This is a genomic window from Enterobacter sp. RHBSTW-00994 (genome assembly GCF_013782625.1).
Taxonomy (GTDB): domain Bacteria; phylum Pseudomonadota; class Gammaproteobacteria; order Enterobacterales; family Enterobacteriaceae; genus Enterobacter.
The window spans coordinates 2,883,561-2,900,306 of sequence record NZ_CP056199.1 but is presented as its reverse complement, the minus strand read 5'-3'; the positions used below and the strand labels follow the sequence as shown (position 1 = coordinate 2,900,306).

The window sequence follows — 16,746 nt, the reverse complement described above, 5'->3', positions numbered from 1 at the left end:
CATAATATGCCCTGCAGCTGGCGAGTATTGATTTTTAATAATCAGTTTTGGTGAGGCGTTGCCAGATGGCTGACACGTATTTCACCTGATGATGGGCGTCTGCAATAGCTTTGTGCGCTTCGCCCTCAAATGGGATTTCGTAGCGGGGAGTGAAGCCAACCGCTTTACCGAGCTCTACGATGGTTCTCACGTCCCGGTCGTTCCAGTGAACCCACGGACAGTGAATCCCGGTTCTGTCATATGAGCTTTTGAGAATGACGTTATCGAATGAAGCGCCATTTCCCCAGACCTGAACAGACGCAGAACCATTAGCAGCGTTTTCTGCGATAAACTCATTGAACTGAAGAAGGGCATCGTCGAGCGGGATAGCATCGTCGGCCACGATTTCAGCACGCGCCTCCGGAGATTTTTTTAACCACCAGATAATGGTTGAAGCGTCAGGAATTCCGCCGGAGGACATAGCAGACTCAAGGCTGATTATCTTGTAAAACTCTGCGCCTGCAGTCCCGGTATCCGGGTCGAAAAACACTGCGCCAATCGAAACGATCGGGGCATTGGCTTTGTTTCCCATGGTTTCAAGATCAACCATCAGATGCGAAAAGAGCGTGATGCCGGCGCTGTTGTTTTGATGTCCGGTATCGATATTCAGGGGAGTTGTGTCGTCACCAGTTTCAGCAACGCCTTCAACTGGGATAATTTCTGTCTGGCCTTTTGATAACGGAGAACTGTTCTCGGTTTCATTACTGACAGTTTTTTCCATCTGCACATTGCTGGTGGTCTCCGCATCTACATTTTGTGAAGGAGGAATGCCGGTGGCGAGTCCTTCAATGGAAAAAATACCTTTCCCAACCTTCTCTAGCACTGGCGGGGTGCTGTCGCTGGTTGATGCATTCCCAGTTTGGTTAATACCTCCGCCATTCACGTCAACGCTGAGACTTAACTCTTTCTCCCAGCTCACTTCGGGGTTATGGCGAGCAGCCACCAGGATTTCTTCTGTTGGATCTTCATGGTTACTTTCAGTGAGATTCGCGTTGATATATCCGCTAAGACGCCCTGGGTACTGGTAATGGTCAGGGTGGGCATTCCGGATAAGTGCGAAGACAGATGCGCGTGAGTAATCCAGGATGCCTGGTGTTCCCCGCAAAGCCTTTGACCATTCCTTGAACGGACTTTCTTTTTTACTGACGATCTCTTTTGCCCGACGGTAAACACCTCCAGGAATGTCATAAATATTAAAATCCATCGGCAACGTTGCCAGTGCAATCTCAATATCGAGCGTATCCAGTGTATGGGCGTAATCGGAATTGCGATCGGTCTTATTACCACCGCCTGCATTGGTTCCCGTATCAGATCGCTGAATTTGCGACACGCGATTGCCTTTACACCACTCTTTAACCAGCAGCCCACGGTCAATGTGTTCAGTATTGAACCAGGCATTAAAGAACTGGATGACAAGGGACAGCTCTACGCGTTTACCGTCAATCGGGAAAACGGATTTCAGCGCAGTGATTACCCTGAAAATGTCGATCTCAGATGCTTTCTTGAATGGCTCTACGTTCTCAGCCGCCAGCAGCATGTTTTGCACATAGCTGTTATCAACATCCAGTTCGAGCGCAAGAATAGTTTTCTTCTGCTCCGCATCAATGTGATAGGCATATTCGTTGGCAATGAACTGAACCAGAATGCGCTGGCGAAGCGGCAGGGTTACGACAGTGGTAAGCACAGGAGTGCCAGATGAAGGCTCAATTTCATTCTTCACTGTTTCCGGGAGTTCGTCATAAAGCCATTTATGAACAGTGAGCGTGCGGGATTCCGGGTTTTCAATCCATTCATTCATAAATTCCCCGAATGAACTGACGGCATGCTCCTCCTGGTCTCGTTCGAAAACCAATTTCAGTGCACTGACAAGGTTCCATTCGACATGAGCCGAAAGCGCTTTAATGCCCGGAACATTAGGTATGGCCAGCAGAAGATTTTGAATGTAGCGGTCGTTGTCGTCGCTTTCCATTTCGCCGATCTGGACATGCTGCTCTTCGGTGATCTCCTTCACTTCAGTGTCATTAATCAGATGAGCAATCAGGCGCTGCGAAAGGCGCAGGCGTGATACCGGGCGGAGCAGGGCGGCTTTTTCCGTGGAGGAATCGCTAACTCCGGCAGGTAAATTATCAGCCTGCTTGTTTTCAACCTCAGGTTCAGACTTGATGATCGGATACCAGGTGCGGTTGTCTTCTCCAAGCTCATAGCGTTTGCACCATTCGAAATCAATGGTGCTTTCCTCTGGCAGGTCGTTGAATACCGGGAAGTCGGTACGAACCGGCTTGAGGTAATCGCGTCCACGCCCGGTTTCGATTTCAGCATCTTCGAGAGCGACATCGAGCGCCAGACTGGCGCGCGCGTCGGTTTTTTGGGATTGCCAGAAAATAGCGTCAGGCTTGCCTGACTTCTGGGTTGCTTTGATTAAATGAAAGAATTCCATATCGGGTCCTTAATTTTGGTTGTAAGATACCCGCAGCTAGTGATTGCTGCCCTGGGTAGTGGTCATTGGTCAAAACTCGATTCCGGAAAGCTTTGGTCGGCTGACCGGGTACTCAACCCGCCTTGCGCGGGTTTTGTGCTTATTGGGGGCTGTCACTTCTCTTTAGCTGAGAGACCAGGACTGAGTCGAGCGCCACCAGAACGGGATCAAAGGCGGTATTTGCCGGAACCTTACTGACAGCCCGGATCACTTCTGAAACTGAAATATCACCTTCGCGGGGTACATATCCGCCACCGGGGCCTTTGTGAGAGGTCACAAGTTTACCGCGGCGCAATTGTTTGAAGATTTGCTCCAGGTAAGAGACCGAAAGCTTTGATTCTTTGCTCACTGCCGCGAGGGTTACTGGCGCACCGCTGTAGATGGTGTCCAGAACTGCAATGGCCTGGACGGATGCCATAACGCGCTTCATTCCAAATTCCATAATCTAGCCTTTCACAGGTTTACGGCCGTAGCCTGGGTTCTCTTCGATGGCATCAAGCAGAACTCGCACAGCTTCGTTATGTGGGAGGGTGATAGCCAGTTTTATTGCCGTCGCAAAGTCTTCAGCAACGCGCTCAAATTTTCTCGCAAGGCGATTAGCCTCTTCCGTTTGTTCCTCTACGGCGTCCATTTCGAACTGATGCTCCTGCCAGACTTCCGTCATCACATCGTCTTCAACTTCCTCGCGTAGTGCCTCCTTAACCTCCAGAACTGGCAACACTCCGATCATTTGCTCAGCTGGCGCGGTGCTAAATTTCAGTGCCAGTTCGTTTGCTGACATAAATCCTCCGGTAAAAAGGCCCGTCACGGGTGACGGGCAAAGAGAACTTTTCCAATTTAACCAGAACAGGTCATCGACTCCTGTCAGGTTACGATGGCGGGGTTACCATCACGATGCCATGTGCACCTGGCATCAGGCTGGCAACAGCCATTGGTCAAAACTCGATTTAAAACTTCACTGCAGGCTGTTGGTCGTCAGCCGACTTAAACGGAAGGCACTGGCCTTTAACGTGCTGCTCGACGGCAGCTGCATCACAAATAGCTTCAGTCTTATAAACACCGAGCATGATGTCTGAGCATTCCCCGGTGAGGGCGCAGACGGAAATAACCAGGGCGAAAAGGGTGCTCATGCGTTTAACTCTGGATTGCCTTTCTGGGCCAGGAAGTAGCAGAACTGACGAATCAGGATTTCTGCCAGGTTAAGGCGAATGGCCTGGCGGCCAACTTTTTTACGTGCGAAGTCGATCATGGGTATCTCCTGTTTGCTGTTTGCCTTTTGCGTCTGGCCGACGGAACGGTAAACCTGCTGCGCGATTGCTTTGTCATCTCATCCGGTGTTTCGTATGCCGCCGGCAGCTACTTCGTGGGCGTCCTGCCTTGATGACTGATTTTGTAAAATCAGACTACAAATAAATATACCAGCAGTCAACGCGAAATTGATAATAAATATACCAGTGTGGATTTTTTAATGGCTGTGCGACTGAGGGAGAGGCATAAAAAAAAGCCGCTATTACGCGGCTTTCAAGTAGTTAGGGAGGAATTACGGCGGGTCGATTTTTCTTTTGCGTAAGAACTCAGCCATAAATGCATCAAGTTCTTCCAATCGAGTCTTTGCCAGTGATATGAAGCGGTCCTGTTCCGATTCGGGGAGCTGATCAAAAACTTCTAACAGAGCCGCTTGTTTTGAATTAAGGACTGTCTTGCTGGCGGTGACTGAATTTAAATGTTCCTCTTCTTCATCAGTCATGAAGAACCAATACAGAGGCTTCCCAAGCGCCTGAGGTAACAGGGCCAGCTTTTCTTTTCTCGGAAAACTCCCGGCGTTACACCAATGGCTTACCGTTTGGGAGTTAACGTCAATACGCCGACCCAATTCAGATTGAGATATTTCTGCCTCTTCAATGGCTCTTATCAGCCGTTCTTCAAAGTTCATATTCATATCCAAATCAAACCAGTAACCAAGAATACAAAGTTTCTTTGCAGTTGTGGTTAGTTAAATTTCTTGACACTGATAAGTTAATTATCAATCATGTGGTATGAAAATCAGGAGGAACCATGAACGAAGCCACCCAACAGAAAATTATCTCTTTATGCGGAAGTCAGTCTGAGCTAGCACGTCGTTTGGGCAAAAACTCTCAGACAGTATCTGTCTGGTTTCGCACTCAGGTAGCCAGCACTGAAGTTCTGAACGCTTGTAGGGTTTTGGACTGGCAGGTAACCCCGCATGAGCTGCGTCCTGATCTGTATCCAAACCCTACCGATGGTTTACCACAAAAGGGAGTCTGATCATGCAATCAGCAACATACCAACATCATAGCCAGCGGAGTTCTGTTCAACTGAAAAATCAGAATCAGATTGAACCACGTCGCCGCGATTCTATTCGTCACAGGAATATTTACGGCGCTGTTCGTGAGTGGGAATCAACGTTACCCGGTCAGGCGCAGGAACGCATTGCCCTGCTGGTGGCTGAGTGCTGGGCAGAACAAGGAGGGCGCGGAATAAGCGTTAACAAGCAGAACTTATTCCGCTACCTGAAAAACGAGGTGGGATCAGCGAAATATACCAGTTACGTGATTCAGCTTGCTGGCGCAATCACTTCTGCAATGCCCGTAGAGATAGCGCGCAAACATGGCCTCAGCAATCAGAAAACAGAATCTGAGCTGGTGGCCAGCGCAATCAAGGAGTGTAGCGAAGCACACCAGGCGAAGTTACTCGGTGCGCCCCTGCAAAAACTTGAGAAAGAGATCCTCGAGGCGGCGATCGCATTATTCAACATGCTACCCGCAGATGCGGCGGGACCACTACTGGCGAGTATTAGCGCAGTAGCGCCGCAGTTTTTGTAATCGAGTTTTGAGCAATAACTATTACGTGCCGGGAAACTGGACAAGGGAGTAACCATGGCAGCTCTGCCTTACATGCAACTTTACATTGCTGATTACCTGGCGGACACCATGCATCTGTCGACAGAAGAGCATGGCGCATACCTGCTGCTGATGTTCAATTATTGGCAAACAGGCAGGCCGATTCCCAAAAACCGCCTATCGAAAATTGCGCGGCTAAGTAACGACCGTTGGGATGCCGTTGAACCTTCGTTAAAAGAGTTTTTTAACGACAGCGGGACTGAGTGGGTGCAGGAGCGTATAGAGCGCGATCTGGAGGCTGTGAAAAATTCGATCAGCCAAAAATCAGCAGCGGGGAAAGCATCTGCACAGGCCAGAAGAGCGAAAAGAGGAACAAACAATCAACGAGACGGTAACGAGCGTTCAACGGGTGTTGAAATTCCGTTGGAACAAGATGAACACGGGAACTCAACTAATAAAGATCCAGATACAGATCTAAAAGGAAACCCCTCTCTTAGCGCGCACGCGAATGAAAACTCAGGTGATGTTGCTCCACCAGTTGAGCCGACCCCTCCGCGCTATCTGGATGGGCTGGAAGAACCGATCGGTAAATTCACGATGACGAGCAACTGGCTTCCGTCCCGTGATTTCCGCCAGCGTGCTACGCAGTGGGGTGTCCTGCTCCCTGACCCTGATTATCTGGACCCGGAACTGGCTGAGTTTGCCGCGTACTGGAACTCAGAAGGGAAAGTTTTCACCCAAATCCAGTGGGAGCAGAAGTTTGCCAGGCACATCGTGCTGGTGAGATCGAAACAGAAACCTGACGCCGGAGGTAACGACAATGCGGGAGTTCGACCAGAACCAACAGCATCCAGAGCTGTTCAGCAAATTCAGTCAGCACACGCAGAGTGGCGACGTCGGAACGGGATTGATGGCGGCGGAAACAGCGTGGAGGCTATGGCAGGTCATGGGGGAAATATTCTCGAACCGCTGGACACAGAAGAATGGGGCAGAACCCACGGCTCTCTGGATAGCTCAGATAGGTTCGATGACTGAAGCCCAGATCAAGCTGGTCTGCCAGCAGTGCATGGATCGTTGCGCCGTTGGTAACACCTGGCCTCCTGATCTTGCAGAGTTCGTGTCTCTGGTTTCTGAAAGCGGGGCCAATCCATTTGGGCTGAAGTCTGAGAACGTTATGGAGCAATACCGCAGGTGGCGTAACGAATCATATCGGTACTCCGGAAGTGACAAATATCCGTGGCCGCAGCCAGTTCTGTATCACATCTGCATCGAGATGCGCAGAACGGGAGTAGAGCGGCAGATGACTGAGGGGGAACTAAAAAAACTGGCTGAGAAGCTGTTAACCAAATGGACGAAGCACGTCAGCAACGGGCTATCGGTTCCACCAATCCGTCGCCAGCTGGCTGCACCGCAGCATCCGGCAGGGCCAACTCCGGCACAGCTGCTGATGGAAGAGTACAAGCGCCGCAAAGCGGCAGGTTTAATCAACTAATCGAGTATTGACCAATGACCAAAGCATTAACCCAAAAAGACCAGGTGGCGGTATTTGTCCGTTACCAGCCGAACTGCGCTGTTGGCGATGTTTCCGAAGCGCTGGATATGTCAGGTGCAACTGTAGGGAAGTTATTACGCGAACTGAGTGATGAGGGAGTTATTCTGCGCTCCCGTAACAGCGTCCAGTTCATCTACACCGCCGTGGATGGTGCGCCTATTCCCGACGTGATTCTTCCCTGCATGGTGGAGAAAAGTGATCCGGTACTGACGCAGGCTGCCGAAGCGAAGGCAAAAGCGCTGGAAGAAAAGGGGCTCTGGCGTCGTGCAGCTGCAGTCTACTCCGACATGCTGGGAATAGCGTGCACTGCGGTTGAAGTTTCCCGCATTGCCAAACGTCGCAGCGAATGTCTTCGCATGGCAAAGAGGGCGTAACGATGCCGAGACCAAAAACGCACAACGAACGCGCCCTGATAATCACCTGGATTATCGAGCTGGTTAAACAGTATGGGCACGCGACGACGAAAGAAATCGCCGCCATGTTCGGTATCCATCGCACTACGGCGGAAAAATACATCCGTGTGGCGATGAAACGCGGTGATCTTATCCGACATGGCCGGTGCGGTATCTTCCGGGACCAGCGTGCCGTTATCGACTTTGACCTGAAACGCTACTCACACAGCAAGGTGGCAGCATGAGCGACTCACTGAGCAACAAAGAACTGATCAACATCGGCCACCAGTTTGCAAAAGCGATGAGCAGCAGCACGCCGATCATCGACATCGCAAAAATGCTGACTCGCCTGGCGGAGCGGCTGGATGTCACAACTTTGGCGCTGCGGGAAACCGCGAAACAGCGTGATGCTCTGGCTGCGGGGAATGCGGAGCTGCTTGATGAGCTGGAGTGCAAACAAACTTTCCAGCAGGCATTCTTCCGCCAATCTCTCATGTACGACGTCGTTGCTGAGGCATACGAAGAGGCCAAAGAGCAGATTGCTAAGGACGTTGAGATAAAAGCCAGGCTATGCCTTGAAAGTAACAGCCTGTTTGACAGGTTACGTGCCGCAGAGAAGCAGGTTGCAGACTTGAAAGATGCGTTCCGCATTGCCTTGTCTGCTGCTGGTATCGACGTCGCAACCGGCAGCGCTAAAGGAGAGTGAAATGGAACGCGAATATTTCATTTTGAGCACCGCACACACACAGCGCTGCGACCCATATATCACGCTGTGGGCTGCAGACGATAGCGGCTACCGATGCCGATGCCACACAGCTGGGCGTTACTCTGAAAGCTATGTGCTATCCAACCTCGGATACTACAACAACGGCGCACAGACAGTGGCGGTTCCGTGCGATGTAGCCGAGCCATTGTCTCACTCGGTCGCTAAAGGTTTCTTTGACGATAACGATGGGCGCTGGCTTCGTAATAACTCGGCGACCTGGAAAGAACTGCTGAAGCATGTCATTGCCGTTCCTAAGCACTCTCCGGCGCCGGAATATCGCGGAGCGCCGCGCAAGGTTGAGGACTAACCCATGACCACATTCACCAAAGAGCAGTTAATAGAAGAAGCAAAAGAAAAAGTGGATTTTTTTCGCGGACGGCTCGAACTGATTCCCCAATCACAACGCATAGCGTTATCTTTGCACCTTGCTGAAATAACGCTGGCATCGCTTGAAGCTGAGCCTGTTGCGTGGACTGATGCGGATGAATTGCGTGATGCAAAGAATGGAGGTAGCGGCTACCTATTCAGTATTGGCGGTGACGCTAATAAATTTGCGGACCCTCGCCGTAAGCTGGTTCTTTACACCGCCCCGCCAGCGCCTGTAGTGCTAGGTGGGTGGGAACAGTGGATTGCTGATGCGGTTGAATACCTTGAGGGTGGATTAGAGGCTGACGGAGAGCTTGAGGCAGAAGGCAGTATTGAGGCTAAAAGACTGCTGTCACGCCGCGCAGCCATGCTTCAGGGTAAAGACGATCCCCGCGAGGTTGTACGCACCGATCACGCAGAATGGTCTCAGGCTACGTTTGGCAGTGTAGGCCCTGTTGGTCCATTAAAACACCTTTCTAAGGAAGCACTGGAAGCAGCAGCAGAACCAGGCGACCTGAGCGAATGGGCCGATATGCAATTTCTGCTGTGGGATGCCCAGCGCCGCGCTGGTATCACTGACGAACAAATCACGCAGGCAATGATTGATAAGTTAGCAGTGAATAAAGCCCGTCAGTGGCCTGAGCCAAAAGACGGTGAGCCGCGCTTGCACATCAAAGCAGTGACGCTTCTGGAGGATAAGTGATGGATTCACGACTGCAGTACGCCACAAAACGTATCGTTGAACTGGAAAATCTGCTGCTGGTGGATATTCAGGAAACAGTATGGCCAGCCGAAGTTGGCCTGTTTTAAGGCCAGTTCGAAAACGCCGGGGTAATTCCCGGCGCACTACTAATCGAATGTTGCTGGACTAAACGCTCTCGGTATCAGGTCTGAGAGAAAAAACGCTGAGAGTATTACAGAAGTAATGTATAACTGTATGGGCGCGAAAATTGGGGAAATTAATCAATTGAAGTATCGTTAAGTTCAAGTTCAAAAGTACCGCCCTTACGTGGCATGACTTGATCAACCATTTTAATAAACCTATTCCATCCATATCCATTGGCGATGGCTAACCTCTGAACCATAATTAAAGAATGTAAGTGTTGGGATAACATGGGATTGCCGACATCATCAGTAAGCCATTGATGCATTTTGCTTTTCCGCTGTCCATTCAATTGTTTTGGCGTTTTTTTCTCAAGCTCCTGTAGAATAGAGTCACCGAGGCGCTCATAAACAAGATCTCTGGTATAATGTGCAACTACGCTAAATCGGTTTTTGCTCATACCTGCCCAAGGCCAGTTTTTAAGTTTGTAAATATTTTCGTAAAACTCGTCAGGAAATTTTTTAGCCCACGCAGAAAGCTCCTTGCTTATTATTTTGTCTAAATAGGCCTGTAAAGCATCCTTGGGGCGAATTTCCTGATAGCCTGTCGCTTCATCAACTAGGGCGATGATACCGACTTTTGCAAGCGAACGAACTAGGATTTCTGCTTTTTGAGCTGTCTCCATCTGGTTTGTTTTTAGTGTGCCATCCTGCCTGGCTTTTAGATAAACATCACATACCAGTGGAAGTATTGAAGCATCATAACCCTCAAGTTCATTTCCTGAATTGTCTAAAAATCGCTCGCGTTTGATCACCTCCATAAGGTCTTGATTAATATATGGGACAAGGTTGGCAGCATCCATAAAAGCAGGCAGGATGATCTCACCATCAAGTGTGGCTCTCACGCCTCGACTTGGCCTTCCTAGCGCTTTAAAAACGGATGATTGAGAAATTATTCGCTTTCCATTGTTGAGTACAGCCACTTCAAGTTCAGTGTCATTAATTTTTAGAACACCTTCGAGTTGGGCCGAGGGAAGGTTGGTTTTGATCCTTTGCCAGCGTTTGTTGGCTGCGTTCTGGGCGACCTCTTTTCGTTCATCCGCAGTCATTTTCTCTGCTCGAGCTTTTCCACCTTTAGCCTGTGGTGATTCGTCTTCAATGGGCATGTTGGACTCCTTAGATAATTGTTGGAGTTATTATCGGTTGAGAAGAATATATCAGCAAGCATTATTGGTTTTTTTGCTTGCTAGTTTTTAGGGTTGCTTGTACAACGTGTTTCATGGGTTGAAGATGACGATGTCACTGGAAGACATGTGCGAAGAATTTCCCGCATCAGATGTGCGTACGTGGAAATATATGCAAACTCATGATGGGGTAGGCCAGAGCACAAAGAAAGTAGTGGTGAAGGAGCTAAGTGTAATCAGAATGATTTCAGCCAACTTCTTTCCCATTTAATAACATTATCTAGGGTGTTTTTTAATTTCAGAGATCACCCTATTTTTTCAATTAAATCATAACTATAGGGGTAAATATGACACAGCAGAGAACGACCTCTTTACGGACCATTCCTTTAGACCTTGAGGTAAAGCAAGAGGCGATAATTAACGGTATTGAGATGGGGGTTCTTGATAATGGAATTCCTTATCTGACTCAAAGTGGGCTAGCAAGCGTTTGTGGTGTCCAGCGATTAAGAATCAAGGAAATTACTGATGAATGGGCGCAATCAGTAGAGCATGGGATTTTCCGAAAAGGAAGAATGACCTTCATTGGTACATACCTGTTAAACGAAGGATTTACTGATGAAAAACTATACATTCCAATAATTAGGAATGGTGTCGAGTACCACGCATATCCAGATGTCGTTTGCATGGCGATCCTCGAATATTATGCCTTTGAAGCAAAGCAAGCCGAAAGCGATACGGCTCTTAGGTCTTACCGTGAGCTTGCTAAAAAAGGTCTTAAGATCTTTATCTATGAAGCGCTTAAGTACCAACCGGAAGATCCATGGCGGCATTACCATGACAGGGTTTCATTGCTCAAAGATAAGGGTTCTATACCTGATGGTTACTTCATTATCTTCAATGAAATTGCGGGCATGATGGTAGATCTGATTAATGCAGGACTCGCTATAAACCAACATACAGTTCCAGATGGTAGTGTAGGAAGTTGCTGGGCGAGACATTGGAAAGATGCAGGTCTCACTGAGGACTTCGGACAAAGGGTCGATTGCGAGCATTACTATCCAGATGATTTCCTTCAAGCAAGATCAAATCCTCAAATTATCAATGCTTATCCTGATGCGGCATTGTCGGAATTTCGTCGCTGGTTCAAGCATCAATACCTGTCTACTAAGTTTCCGCCTTATATTCTGAAAAAATCTAATGTCTTGCCTGGCGGTAAGGAAGATGCGACCCGTTTAATTGAAGCATTTAGGCAGTCTGCCATTGAAAGCAAATGAGTATCAAGGCCTCCCCGGAGGCTTTTTTTTCGCCGTCCGGTTGAACATGCATTGCTGGATTGCTCGTTATTGGTAAAACCTATCTATATAAAATGTTGATCTATGAAATCTATTTGTTAATAAGCACAGTGCGGCAAAAAATTACCAACCTGACAAATCGTGTCATCTGAGAAATCCGTTGTGGCAATGTGATATTGCCGCAGCGCTTGTACGGGGCATCGCGCAAGTGTTTTTTTTGAAACGCCGTTAGCAATATGTGCTCTTAAAGCGTTGATCAATCCACTGCATGGGTATACTGTATAAATATACAGTTATGCGATGGAGGCAATAATGAAAGTCGAATTAACCATTGATCGTACTAAAGAACTTCCGAAGGGCGCTGTCCCTGCACTGGAAAAAGAATTACTGAAAAGACTCCAGGAACAGTTTGATGACTGCTCGCTGGTTATACGCCGCACTGGTTCAGATGGCTTAAGTGTTTTCGGCGGTGAGAAAGAGGCCAAAAAGAAGGTTGAAGAAATCCTCCAGCAGACCTGGGAAAGCGCAGACGACTGGTTTTACTGATACAGCATGCAAAAACTTTCCTGAGTAGTAAGGGGGATTGGTGAAACAAAAAGAAGAATTACCAAAAAAGGGCTATGCAGTCATCAGATGTCACGATGGGGTCATCGTTGCACGACTGCACTCATTTCCTGAATGTGAGCGAGCGCTGATGTACAGGCGTGGTGACGAGGTGTCGTTTATGCCACTTCAGGATGATGAGATTGTAGGAACACCAACACTATTTACTCAGATGCTGGAAAAAGCGGGTGTTCGCGTTTCGCAGAACTCTGTTACACTCCCGTCATAGGCCTGAACACCCTATACCTGCTGCGCCACTGGAGAGATACCATGGCGCAAAAACCAAGACAAACCACAATTCAAAACTCCCTCTCACTGACCTGTAAAAAGGCCAGCGATTTTCTTTTGCCGTTGATCCGAAAGGTGGCGGCATGAAAAAAGGCTGGTTTACTCACACCGGGCTAACAACGGAAGAAGCTAACGATCTGGTGGCACGCTACCAGGGAAAAGGCGTCCCTGTTGAAAAGAGCCTCGATGTAGATCCTCGTTTCTGGATAGTAAGCGCATTGTTGCCTGAGCAGTCATCACCCCCAAAAACGCAGCAAAGCCTGCGCTCACGGGCATGGAGGTGATTGTGAAGGTTTATAACATTTTGCCTGTGGGCAAACCCAGAATGACGCGGGCTGATAAGTGGAAGAAGCGGCCTGAGGTTATGCGATATCGCGCGTTCTGCGATCATGTTCGCCTGCTGGGTGTCGAACTACCTGAATCAAACTCCCACATTACTTTTATTCTTCCAATGCCGCAGAGCTGGAGCAAGAAGAAGCGACTGCAGTTTGACGGCCAGCCCCATCAGTCAAAACCGGACTTTGATAACCTGGTAAAAGCGTTATCTGATGCCATTTACGCAGATGATGCGCATATCTGGGATGCACGTATTACAAAGTTATGGGGTGAGGCCGGGCAGATCATTATCAGGGAGATTGCATGATGCGCGCTCTGCTGAAACCTGTTCTGGCCCGTGAACTGGGCGTTGTCCTGTTAAAGCCTGGCAGCGAACTGATGAGCCTGTTCAGTTCAGGAAGGGTATTGATTGAGCGCCAGCCTGAAAGCATGTCGCATCTTGCTACCGGGCTCGTTCCTGATGCAAGACAACCTCTGGCCCACCGGAGTTCACTGCTTTCTTTCTTCCTGAGCGAAAAGGTGATCGACGCTGCTGGTGGCTTAAGCGGTCTGGATTACTTTTTACTGAATTACGGTGGCGGGAAATGCCAGAACGCACACAGTGATTACCATTACCACGAAATGACTGTTATGCGTCATGAGCCAGGTTCGATCCTGCTCTGCGGTCATTGTGATAACCAGTTGCGTGAGCAGCACACTGAAGCGCTGGCGGGTCTGGCCCGTCAGAACGTGGTCAACTGGGTTCTGGATATGGTCCGGCTGGCACTTGGTATCGATAAATATCGTGAGATATCGCTTGCAGAGCTGAGCTGGTGGGCATTGCGCAAGGGTGTAACAGATGTACTGCCTGAGTCTGCTGTCAGCGATGTTCTCATGTTGCCGAAGGAAAAGGAGTATGGGCGCGAAAGCGATATCACCCCTTCAGTAGCGGCCACCAGCATTCTCGCCAGTAAAGTGGCGGAATCTCGCCTGCCACCAGCAATGTCTGAACCACTGGTGGGCGTTCTGGTTGATCCGGAGCCGCCCCAGTCATTCATGCGACGCCCTAAACACCTGCGCTGGCTGAATCCCGATTATCTGGCCTGGGTAAAAACGCAACCCTGCGAATGCTGCCAGATGCCTTCAGATGATCCACATCACTTAATCGGCTGGGGGCAGGGGGGGCATGGCTACAAAATCCCATGACATTTTCGCCATCCCGTTATGCCGAAAGCATCACACCGAACTTCATAACGACCGGCTGGCATTCGAGCGCAAGTATGGTTCGCAGCCGGAAATGATTATTAAAGTGCTGGACCGGGCCTTTGCGCTCGGCGTTCTGGCGTAAGGAGTAGCAAATGATGACACCACGTCAACGCCGCAATCATCTGGATGCACTGGGCAAAGCCGCAGCTGCACCACGAAAAAGCTGGCTGGGGAAATGCATACTTCTTGGGGGGATCCAGTCGGCATGGATTAAGTCACTTCTCACGACATGGGGCGAAGGTGTACGCGGTGGATCTGCACCCCGTAAACCAAGAGGGCATGCCTGCTGGAATATTATCAGAGGAAGTCGATGGTCGGATAAAGCACTCGAGCGTTTTACTGCAGCGCTGGAGCAGGCGAGAGGTGAGGGATTTAAGGGCGAACAGGCAATGAATCGTGCTCACGCTATCCTCTGGCCTCAACCCGCAGTCAGCGCCATTGATATGGCTATAAACAATGACGATATCGATTTTGTCGAACAAGCCGTATTGCAGGCGTTTGACATGAATGATCCGGTTTATGTGGTTGGCCTTCAGTATTACACCACCAGAAAAAAAATATCGGACATCACCAGAGAGCTGCAGGCAATAGCCCCGTGGTTAACTGACGGAGAGGCCAGAAAGCGCGTGCGCTGGTGTCTGGAAATTTTCAGGGCGAAGGTTTTTCTTTCAACCCGCAAGCTGATGTCTGAATAGAAATGTCGGGGTTGATTTTAGCTTTTAGTGCTGTTTTTAAATTACCCCATTGATAATGGGCCAGAAAGTTACATAATTCATTCATGCTTGGCAGAGCTGCGCCACGATGGCAGCAATGAAAAGCGACAATCTGAATATATCGAGAGCCCCGCCAGTCGGGGCTTTTGCTTTCCGGCGATACGACAGGGGTATTCGCGAAGGTGCATTGCACCAGTACCCCTGTCATATCGCCGAGCTCTCCCGATTAATTCGGCGCAGCAATTCTTCACCGCAGACTACTTTTGTACGGCCTCTTTATTCTGGGAGGGCTCACAGCCTTGAGGGGCTGATGTTCGGCTCAATTGCGTTGCTGAATGCAAAAAAAAGCGAGGGACGACATCGCATCCCTCGCTCAACAGTTTTCACAGTTTCTGTCTGTGGAAGTGAAAACTGGTGCGCAATGTAGTCTGGGGTGTTTGTGATGACAATTTTGATAAGTTAATAATTCATTAATAAAGTAAAGAAATTGTCAATCCTGCATTTTGGTATGTTTTATTTCTAACAAAAAACACATAAGTTATTTGTGTGGCGAATCCCCCTGCGCGGAGGGGCGGATCAGTTATCTTCATTTCCTGTTATTGGTTAAGAAGCATTTGCACGCGAGCTATGTTGACTGAGCATACTCACCGAGAGGCACTCGGCGTCACAATCTATGATGACTACATTGATATCTGGAATTACTTGCCTGTTTCCCATGAGCAGGCTTTTTTCATGCCTGCGCTTTGGCCGTATCTAACCTCATTAATTGACCGACTCAATGAATTTGCCCTAAAGTATTCCGGTGGCGAATCCTTTCTAAGCGAATGGGCGTTCCTGTCAACTGCTGCCCGCAGGTATGCACGCGACTTTACTGACATGGGGTAAAGTCACCGAGAGGCACTCGGCGCCACGATTACAAATAAAAATGATGTTTCTACCCCTTGAGAGCCTGCCAGAGTCGGTAGGTTTTTTTTTCGCCATGCTTAAAATTGCTGCTATGCTCAGAATGTGAGGCGATCCTGACTGCCTGATAGTTCTCCTGAACCGGTAAGCACGCTCAATACGTTTATCAGTCAGGGCAGTTAATCGTTCGTGCTCCTACCTTAATTGATAGTGAACTTATTAGCCCGCAGACAGAGCGGGCTTTTTTTGTGGGGCGGCGACAGTTTGCTGATAGCTGAAAGCATGCACAGGCGCTAATATCACTTTTTAATTTTTGTTAAAAGGACTTAAAAAAGTGAGCTTCATATATAAAGTTATAATGATTACTGTATTTGGATTATTTTTGGCTGGGAATGCTGATGCCGGACGTGGACGGCAGCCATGCTCTGGCTCTAAAGGTGGAATTTCTGGCTGCACTTCCGATGGCCGGTTTCTTTGTAACGATGGAACTCTGAGTCGTTCACAAAAAATCTGCTCGGGATACGGCTCTGCCTCTCATTCTTTTGATAACGAGCCAGGGGAAAAAGTGTCCTCCCGCACGCCTGAAAAAAAAGAGAAAAAGAAGGTCTCTCAAAAGAGAGTTGAAGAGCGATCTGTTGCGGACGAAGTGGAAGTTCCTGTGAATATTGAATCGCGGAAACCTACTTGTTCTCCTCTTTATATGGCAAATAAACCAGGCTACACCAAATTACCTATTTGTACCGGAAACCAGTACTAAGCCATTTCTCTGCATTTGTTAACAGGGTCGCCTAATCGCGGCCCTTTTCTGTTTTCAGGCTCCGGGTAACACCTTCTGAGACTTGTAGTTAAATCAGCCCGAGAGCCTGAACCCTTCCCAACCACAGCGCCATCCGTCATTAACGGAGGTG

22 protein-coding genes and 2 pseudogenes are annotated in these 16,746 nt (G+C 48.9%); 17 read left to right on the top strand and 7 right to left on the bottom strand.

Annotated elements, in window-relative coordinates; all coding sequences use genetic code 11:
- Window positions 1-34 precede the first annotated feature (34 nt).
- From HV346_RS13985 to HV346_RS13965, 6 genes are all read right to left on the bottom strand, one after another.
- On the bottom strand, window positions 35-2,476 hold the full coding sequence (locus HV346_RS13985; protein ID WP_181619926.1) for an exonuclease: 2,442 nt from the start codon (window positions 2,474-2,476) through the stop codon (window positions 35-37).
- Between the two features lie 139 nt (window positions 2,477-2,615).
- Complete coding sequence (locus HV346_RS13980; protein ID WP_181619925.1) at window positions 2,616-2,957, bottom strand: Rrf2 family transcriptional regulator; 342 nt, start codon at window positions 2,955-2,957, stop codon at window positions 2,616-2,618.
- A gap of 3 nt (window positions 2,958-2,960) precedes the next feature.
- A complete protein-coding gene (locus HV346_RS13975) occupies window positions 2,961-3,296 on the bottom strand; it encodes a hypothetical protein (RefSeq protein WP_181619924.1) in 336 nt (111 codons plus the stop codon).
- Window positions 3,297-3,462: 166 nt separating this feature from the next.
- Entirely contained in the window at window positions 3,463-3,645 is a 183-nt protein-coding gene (locus tag HV346_RS13970) for a DUF1482 family protein (protein WP_181619923.1), read from the bottom strand.
- The gene (locus tag HV346_RS23505) at window positions 3,642-3,764 is read right to left on the bottom strand and encodes a hypothetical protein (protein ID WP_275943321.1); all 123 of its coding nucleotides are present in this window, start codon (window positions 3,762-3,764) and stop codon (window positions 3,642-3,644) included. Before HV346_RS23505 ends, HV346_RS13970 begins: the two co-directional genes overlap by 4 nt.
- Window positions 3,765-4,055: 291 nt before the next feature.
- Entirely contained in the window at window positions 4,056-4,448 is a 393-nt protein-coding gene (locus HV346_RS13965; RefSeq protein ID WP_047373231.1) for a helix-turn-helix domain-containing protein, read from the bottom strand.
- 122 nt (window positions 4,449-4,570) lie between these two features.
- Here HV346_RS13965 and HV346_RS13960 point away from each other — a divergent pair, with 122 nt between their 5' ends.
- The 9 genes and pseudogenes from HV346_RS13960 to HV346_RS13925 all read left to right on the top strand — a co-directional run.
- A complete protein-coding gene (locus HV346_RS13960) occupies window positions 4,571-4,801 on the top strand; it encodes a YdaS family helix-turn-helix protein (RefSeq protein WP_181619922.1) in 231 nt (76 codons plus the stop codon).
- Window positions 4,802-4,803: 2 nt separating this feature from the next.
- Window positions 4,804-5,358 (top strand): toxin YdaT family protein, encoded by a 555-nt coding sequence (locus tag HV346_RS13955; protein WP_181619921.1) that lies wholly within the window; start codon window positions 4,804-4,806, stop codon window positions 5,356-5,358.
- 54 nt (window positions 5,359-5,412) lie between these two features.
- A complete protein-coding gene (locus HV346_RS23430) occupies window positions 5,413-6,411 on the top strand; it encodes a DUF1376 domain-containing protein (RefSeq protein ID WP_249415098.1) in 999 nt (332 codons plus the stop codon).
- On the top strand, window positions 6,323-6,868 hold the full coding sequence (locus HV346_RS13950; protein ID WP_239006422.1) for a replication protein P: 546 nt from the start codon (window positions 6,323-6,325) through the stop codon (window positions 6,866-6,868). Before HV346_RS23430 ends, HV346_RS13950 begins: the two co-directional genes overlap by 89 nt.
- 14 nt (window positions 6,869-6,882) lie before the next feature.
- A complete protein-coding gene (locus tag HV346_RS13945; protein ID WP_181619919.1) occupies window positions 6,883-7,302 on the top strand; it encodes a PerC family transcriptional regulator in 420 nt (139 codons plus the stop codon).
- 2 nt (window positions 7,303-7,304) lie between these two features.
- On the top strand, window positions 7,305-7,565 hold the full coding sequence (locus HV346_RS13940) for a DUF977 family protein (protein ID WP_181619918.1): 261 nt from the start codon (window positions 7,305-7,307) through the stop codon (window positions 7,563-7,565).
- Window positions 7,562-8,026, top strand: coding sequence for a hypothetical protein (locus HV346_RS13935; RefSeq protein ID WP_181619917.1), 465 nt, complete (start codon window positions 7,562-7,564; stop codon window positions 8,024-8,026). Before HV346_RS13940 ends, HV346_RS13935 begins: the two co-directional genes overlap by 4 nt.
- A 133-nt stretch (window positions 8,027-8,159) precedes the next feature.
- Window positions 8,160-8,393: a hypothetical protein gene (locus HV346_RS13930; protein ID WP_181619916.1), complete on the top strand. Its 234-nt coding sequence runs from the start codon at window positions 8,160-8,162 to the stop codon at window positions 8,391-8,393.
- A 450-nt stretch (window positions 8,394-8,843) separates the two neighbouring features.
- Window positions 8,844-9,128 (top strand): annotated as a pseudogene (locus HV346_RS13925) (DUF550 domain-containing protein); the annotation flags it as partial.
- A gap of 283 nt (window positions 9,129-9,411) precedes the next feature.
- On the opposite strand, the gene HV346_RS13920 reads toward HV346_RS13925, so the two are convergent.
- Window positions 9,412-10,440 (bottom strand): P63C domain-containing protein, encoded by a 1,029-nt coding sequence (locus HV346_RS13920; protein WP_181619915.1) that lies wholly within the window; start codon window positions 10,438-10,440, stop codon window positions 9,412-9,414.
- Window positions 10,441-10,805: 365 nt separating this feature from the next.
- On the opposite strand from HV346_RS13920, the gene HV346_RS13915 reads away from it, so the two are divergent.
- From HV346_RS13915 to HV346_RS13880, 8 genes and pseudogenes are all read left to right on the top strand, one after another.
- A complete protein-coding gene (locus HV346_RS13915) occupies window positions 10,806-11,732 on the top strand; it encodes a hypothetical protein (RefSeq protein WP_181619914.1) in 927 nt (308 codons plus the stop codon).
- Between the two features lie 330 nt (window positions 11,733-12,062).
- Entirely contained in the window at window positions 12,063-12,296 is a 234-nt protein-coding gene (locus HV346_RS13910) for a DinI-like family protein (RefSeq protein ID WP_181619913.1), read from the top strand.
- Between the two features lie 40 nt (window positions 12,297-12,336).
- A complete protein-coding gene (locus HV346_RS13905; protein ID WP_181619912.1) occupies window positions 12,337-12,582 on the top strand; it encodes a hypothetical protein in 246 nt (81 codons plus the stop codon).
- 142 nt (window positions 12,583-12,724) lie between these two features.
- Window positions 12,725-12,925: a hypothetical protein gene (locus HV346_RS13900; RefSeq protein WP_181619911.1), complete on the top strand. Its 201-nt coding sequence runs from the start codon at window positions 12,725-12,727 to the stop codon at window positions 12,923-12,925.
- Window positions 12,916-13,284, top strand: a complete 369-nt coding sequence (locus HV346_RS13895) for a RusA family crossover junction endodeoxyribonuclease (protein ID WP_181619910.1) — start codon at window positions 12,916-12,918, stop codon at window positions 13,282-13,284. Before HV346_RS13900 ends, HV346_RS13895 begins: the two co-directional genes overlap by 10 nt.
- Window positions 13,284-14,304: pseudogene (locus tag HV346_RS13890) on the top strand (DUF968 domain-containing protein). The gene HV346_RS13895 and the pseudogene HV346_RS13890 overlap by 1 nt, the downstream one beginning before the upstream one ends.
- Before the next feature lie 13 nt (window positions 14,305-14,317).
- Complete coding sequence (locus HV346_RS13885) at window positions 14,318-14,917, top strand: hypothetical protein (protein ID WP_181623789.1); 600 nt, start codon at window positions 14,318-14,320, stop codon at window positions 14,915-14,917.
- A 1,255-nt stretch (window positions 14,918-16,172) separates the two neighbouring features.
- A complete protein-coding gene (locus HV346_RS13880; protein WP_249415097.1) occupies window positions 16,173-16,595 on the top strand; it encodes a hypothetical protein in 423 nt (140 codons plus the stop codon).
- Window positions 16,596-16,746: the final 151 nt, after the last annotated feature.

What these genes read in the sequence shown, in the direction of transcription:
- HV346_RS13980 (WP_181619925.1), bottom strand. Translation starts at nt 2,957, where the DNA reads ATGGAATTTGGAATGAAGCGCGTTATGGCATCCGTCCAGGCCATTGCA.
- HV346_RS13940 (WP_181619918.1), top strand. Translation starts at nt 7,305, where the DNA reads ATGCCGAGACCAAAAACGCACAACGAACGCGCCCTGATAATCACCTGG.
- HV346_RS13945 (WP_181619919.1), top strand. Translation starts at nt 6,883, where the DNA reads ATGACCAAAGCATTAACCCAAAAAGACCAGGTGGCGGTATTTGTCCGT.
- HV346_RS13900 (WP_181619911.1), top strand. Translation starts at nt 12,725, where the DNA reads ATGAAAAAAGGCTGGTTTACTCACACCGGGCTAACAACGGAAGAAGCT.
- HV346_RS13955 (WP_181619921.1), top strand. Translation starts at nt 4,804, where the DNA reads ATGCAATCAGCAACATACCAACATCATAGCCAGCGGAGTTCTGTTCAA.
- HV346_RS13915 (WP_181619914.1), top strand. Translation starts at nt 10,806, where the DNA reads ATGACACAGCAGAGAACGACCTCTTTACGGACCATTCCTTTAGACCTT.
- HV346_RS13920 (WP_181619915.1), bottom strand. Translation starts at nt 10,440, where the DNA reads ATGCCCATTGAAGACGAATCACCACAGGCTAAAGGTGGAAAAGCTCGA.
- HV346_RS13895 (WP_181619910.1), top strand. Translation starts at nt 12,916, where the DNA reads ATGGAGGTGATTGTGAAGGTTTATAACATTTTGCCTGTGGGCAAACCC.
- HV346_RS13960 (WP_181619922.1), top strand. Translation starts at nt 4,571, where the DNA reads ATGAACGAAGCCACCCAACAGAAAATTATCTCTTTATGCGGAAGTCAG.
- HV346_RS23505 (WP_275943321.1), bottom strand. Translation starts at nt 3,764, where the DNA reads ATGATCGACTTCGCACGTAAAAAAGTTGGCCGCCAGGCCATTCGCCTT.
- HV346_RS13950 (WP_239006422.1), top strand. Translation starts at nt 6,323, where the DNA reads ATGGGGGAAATATTCTCGAACCGCTGGACACAGAAGAATGGGGCAGAA.
- HV346_RS13910 (WP_181619913.1), top strand. Translation starts at nt 12,063, where the DNA reads ATGAAAGTCGAATTAACCATTGATCGTACTAAAGAACTTCCGAAGGGC.
- HV346_RS13965 (WP_047373231.1), bottom strand. Translation starts at nt 4,448, where the DNA reads ATGAACTTTGAAGAACGGCTGATAAGAGCCATTGAAGAGGCAGAAATA.
- HV346_RS13975 (WP_181619924.1), bottom strand. Translation starts at nt 3,296, where the DNA reads ATGTCAGCAAACGAACTGGCACTGAAATTTAGCACCGCGCCAGCTGAG.
- HV346_RS13935 (WP_181619917.1), top strand. Translation starts at nt 7,562, where the DNA reads ATGAGCGACTCACTGAGCAACAAAGAACTGATCAACATCGGCCACCAG.
- HV346_RS23430 (WP_249415098.1), top strand. Translation starts at nt 5,413, where the DNA reads ATGGCAGCTCTGCCTTACATGCAACTTTACATTGCTGATTACCTGGCG.
- HV346_RS13970 (WP_181619923.1), bottom strand. Translation starts at nt 3,645, where the DNA reads ATGAGCACCCTTTTCGCCCTGGTTATTTCCGTCTGCGCCCTCACCGGG.
- HV346_RS13985 (WP_181619926.1), bottom strand. Translation starts at nt 2,476, where the DNA reads ATGGAATTCTTTCATTTAATCAAAGCAACCCAGAAGTCAGGCAAGCCT.
- HV346_RS13885 (WP_181623789.1), top strand. Translation starts at nt 14,318, where the DNA reads ATGACACCACGTCAACGCCGCAATCATCTGGATGCACTGGGCAAAGCC.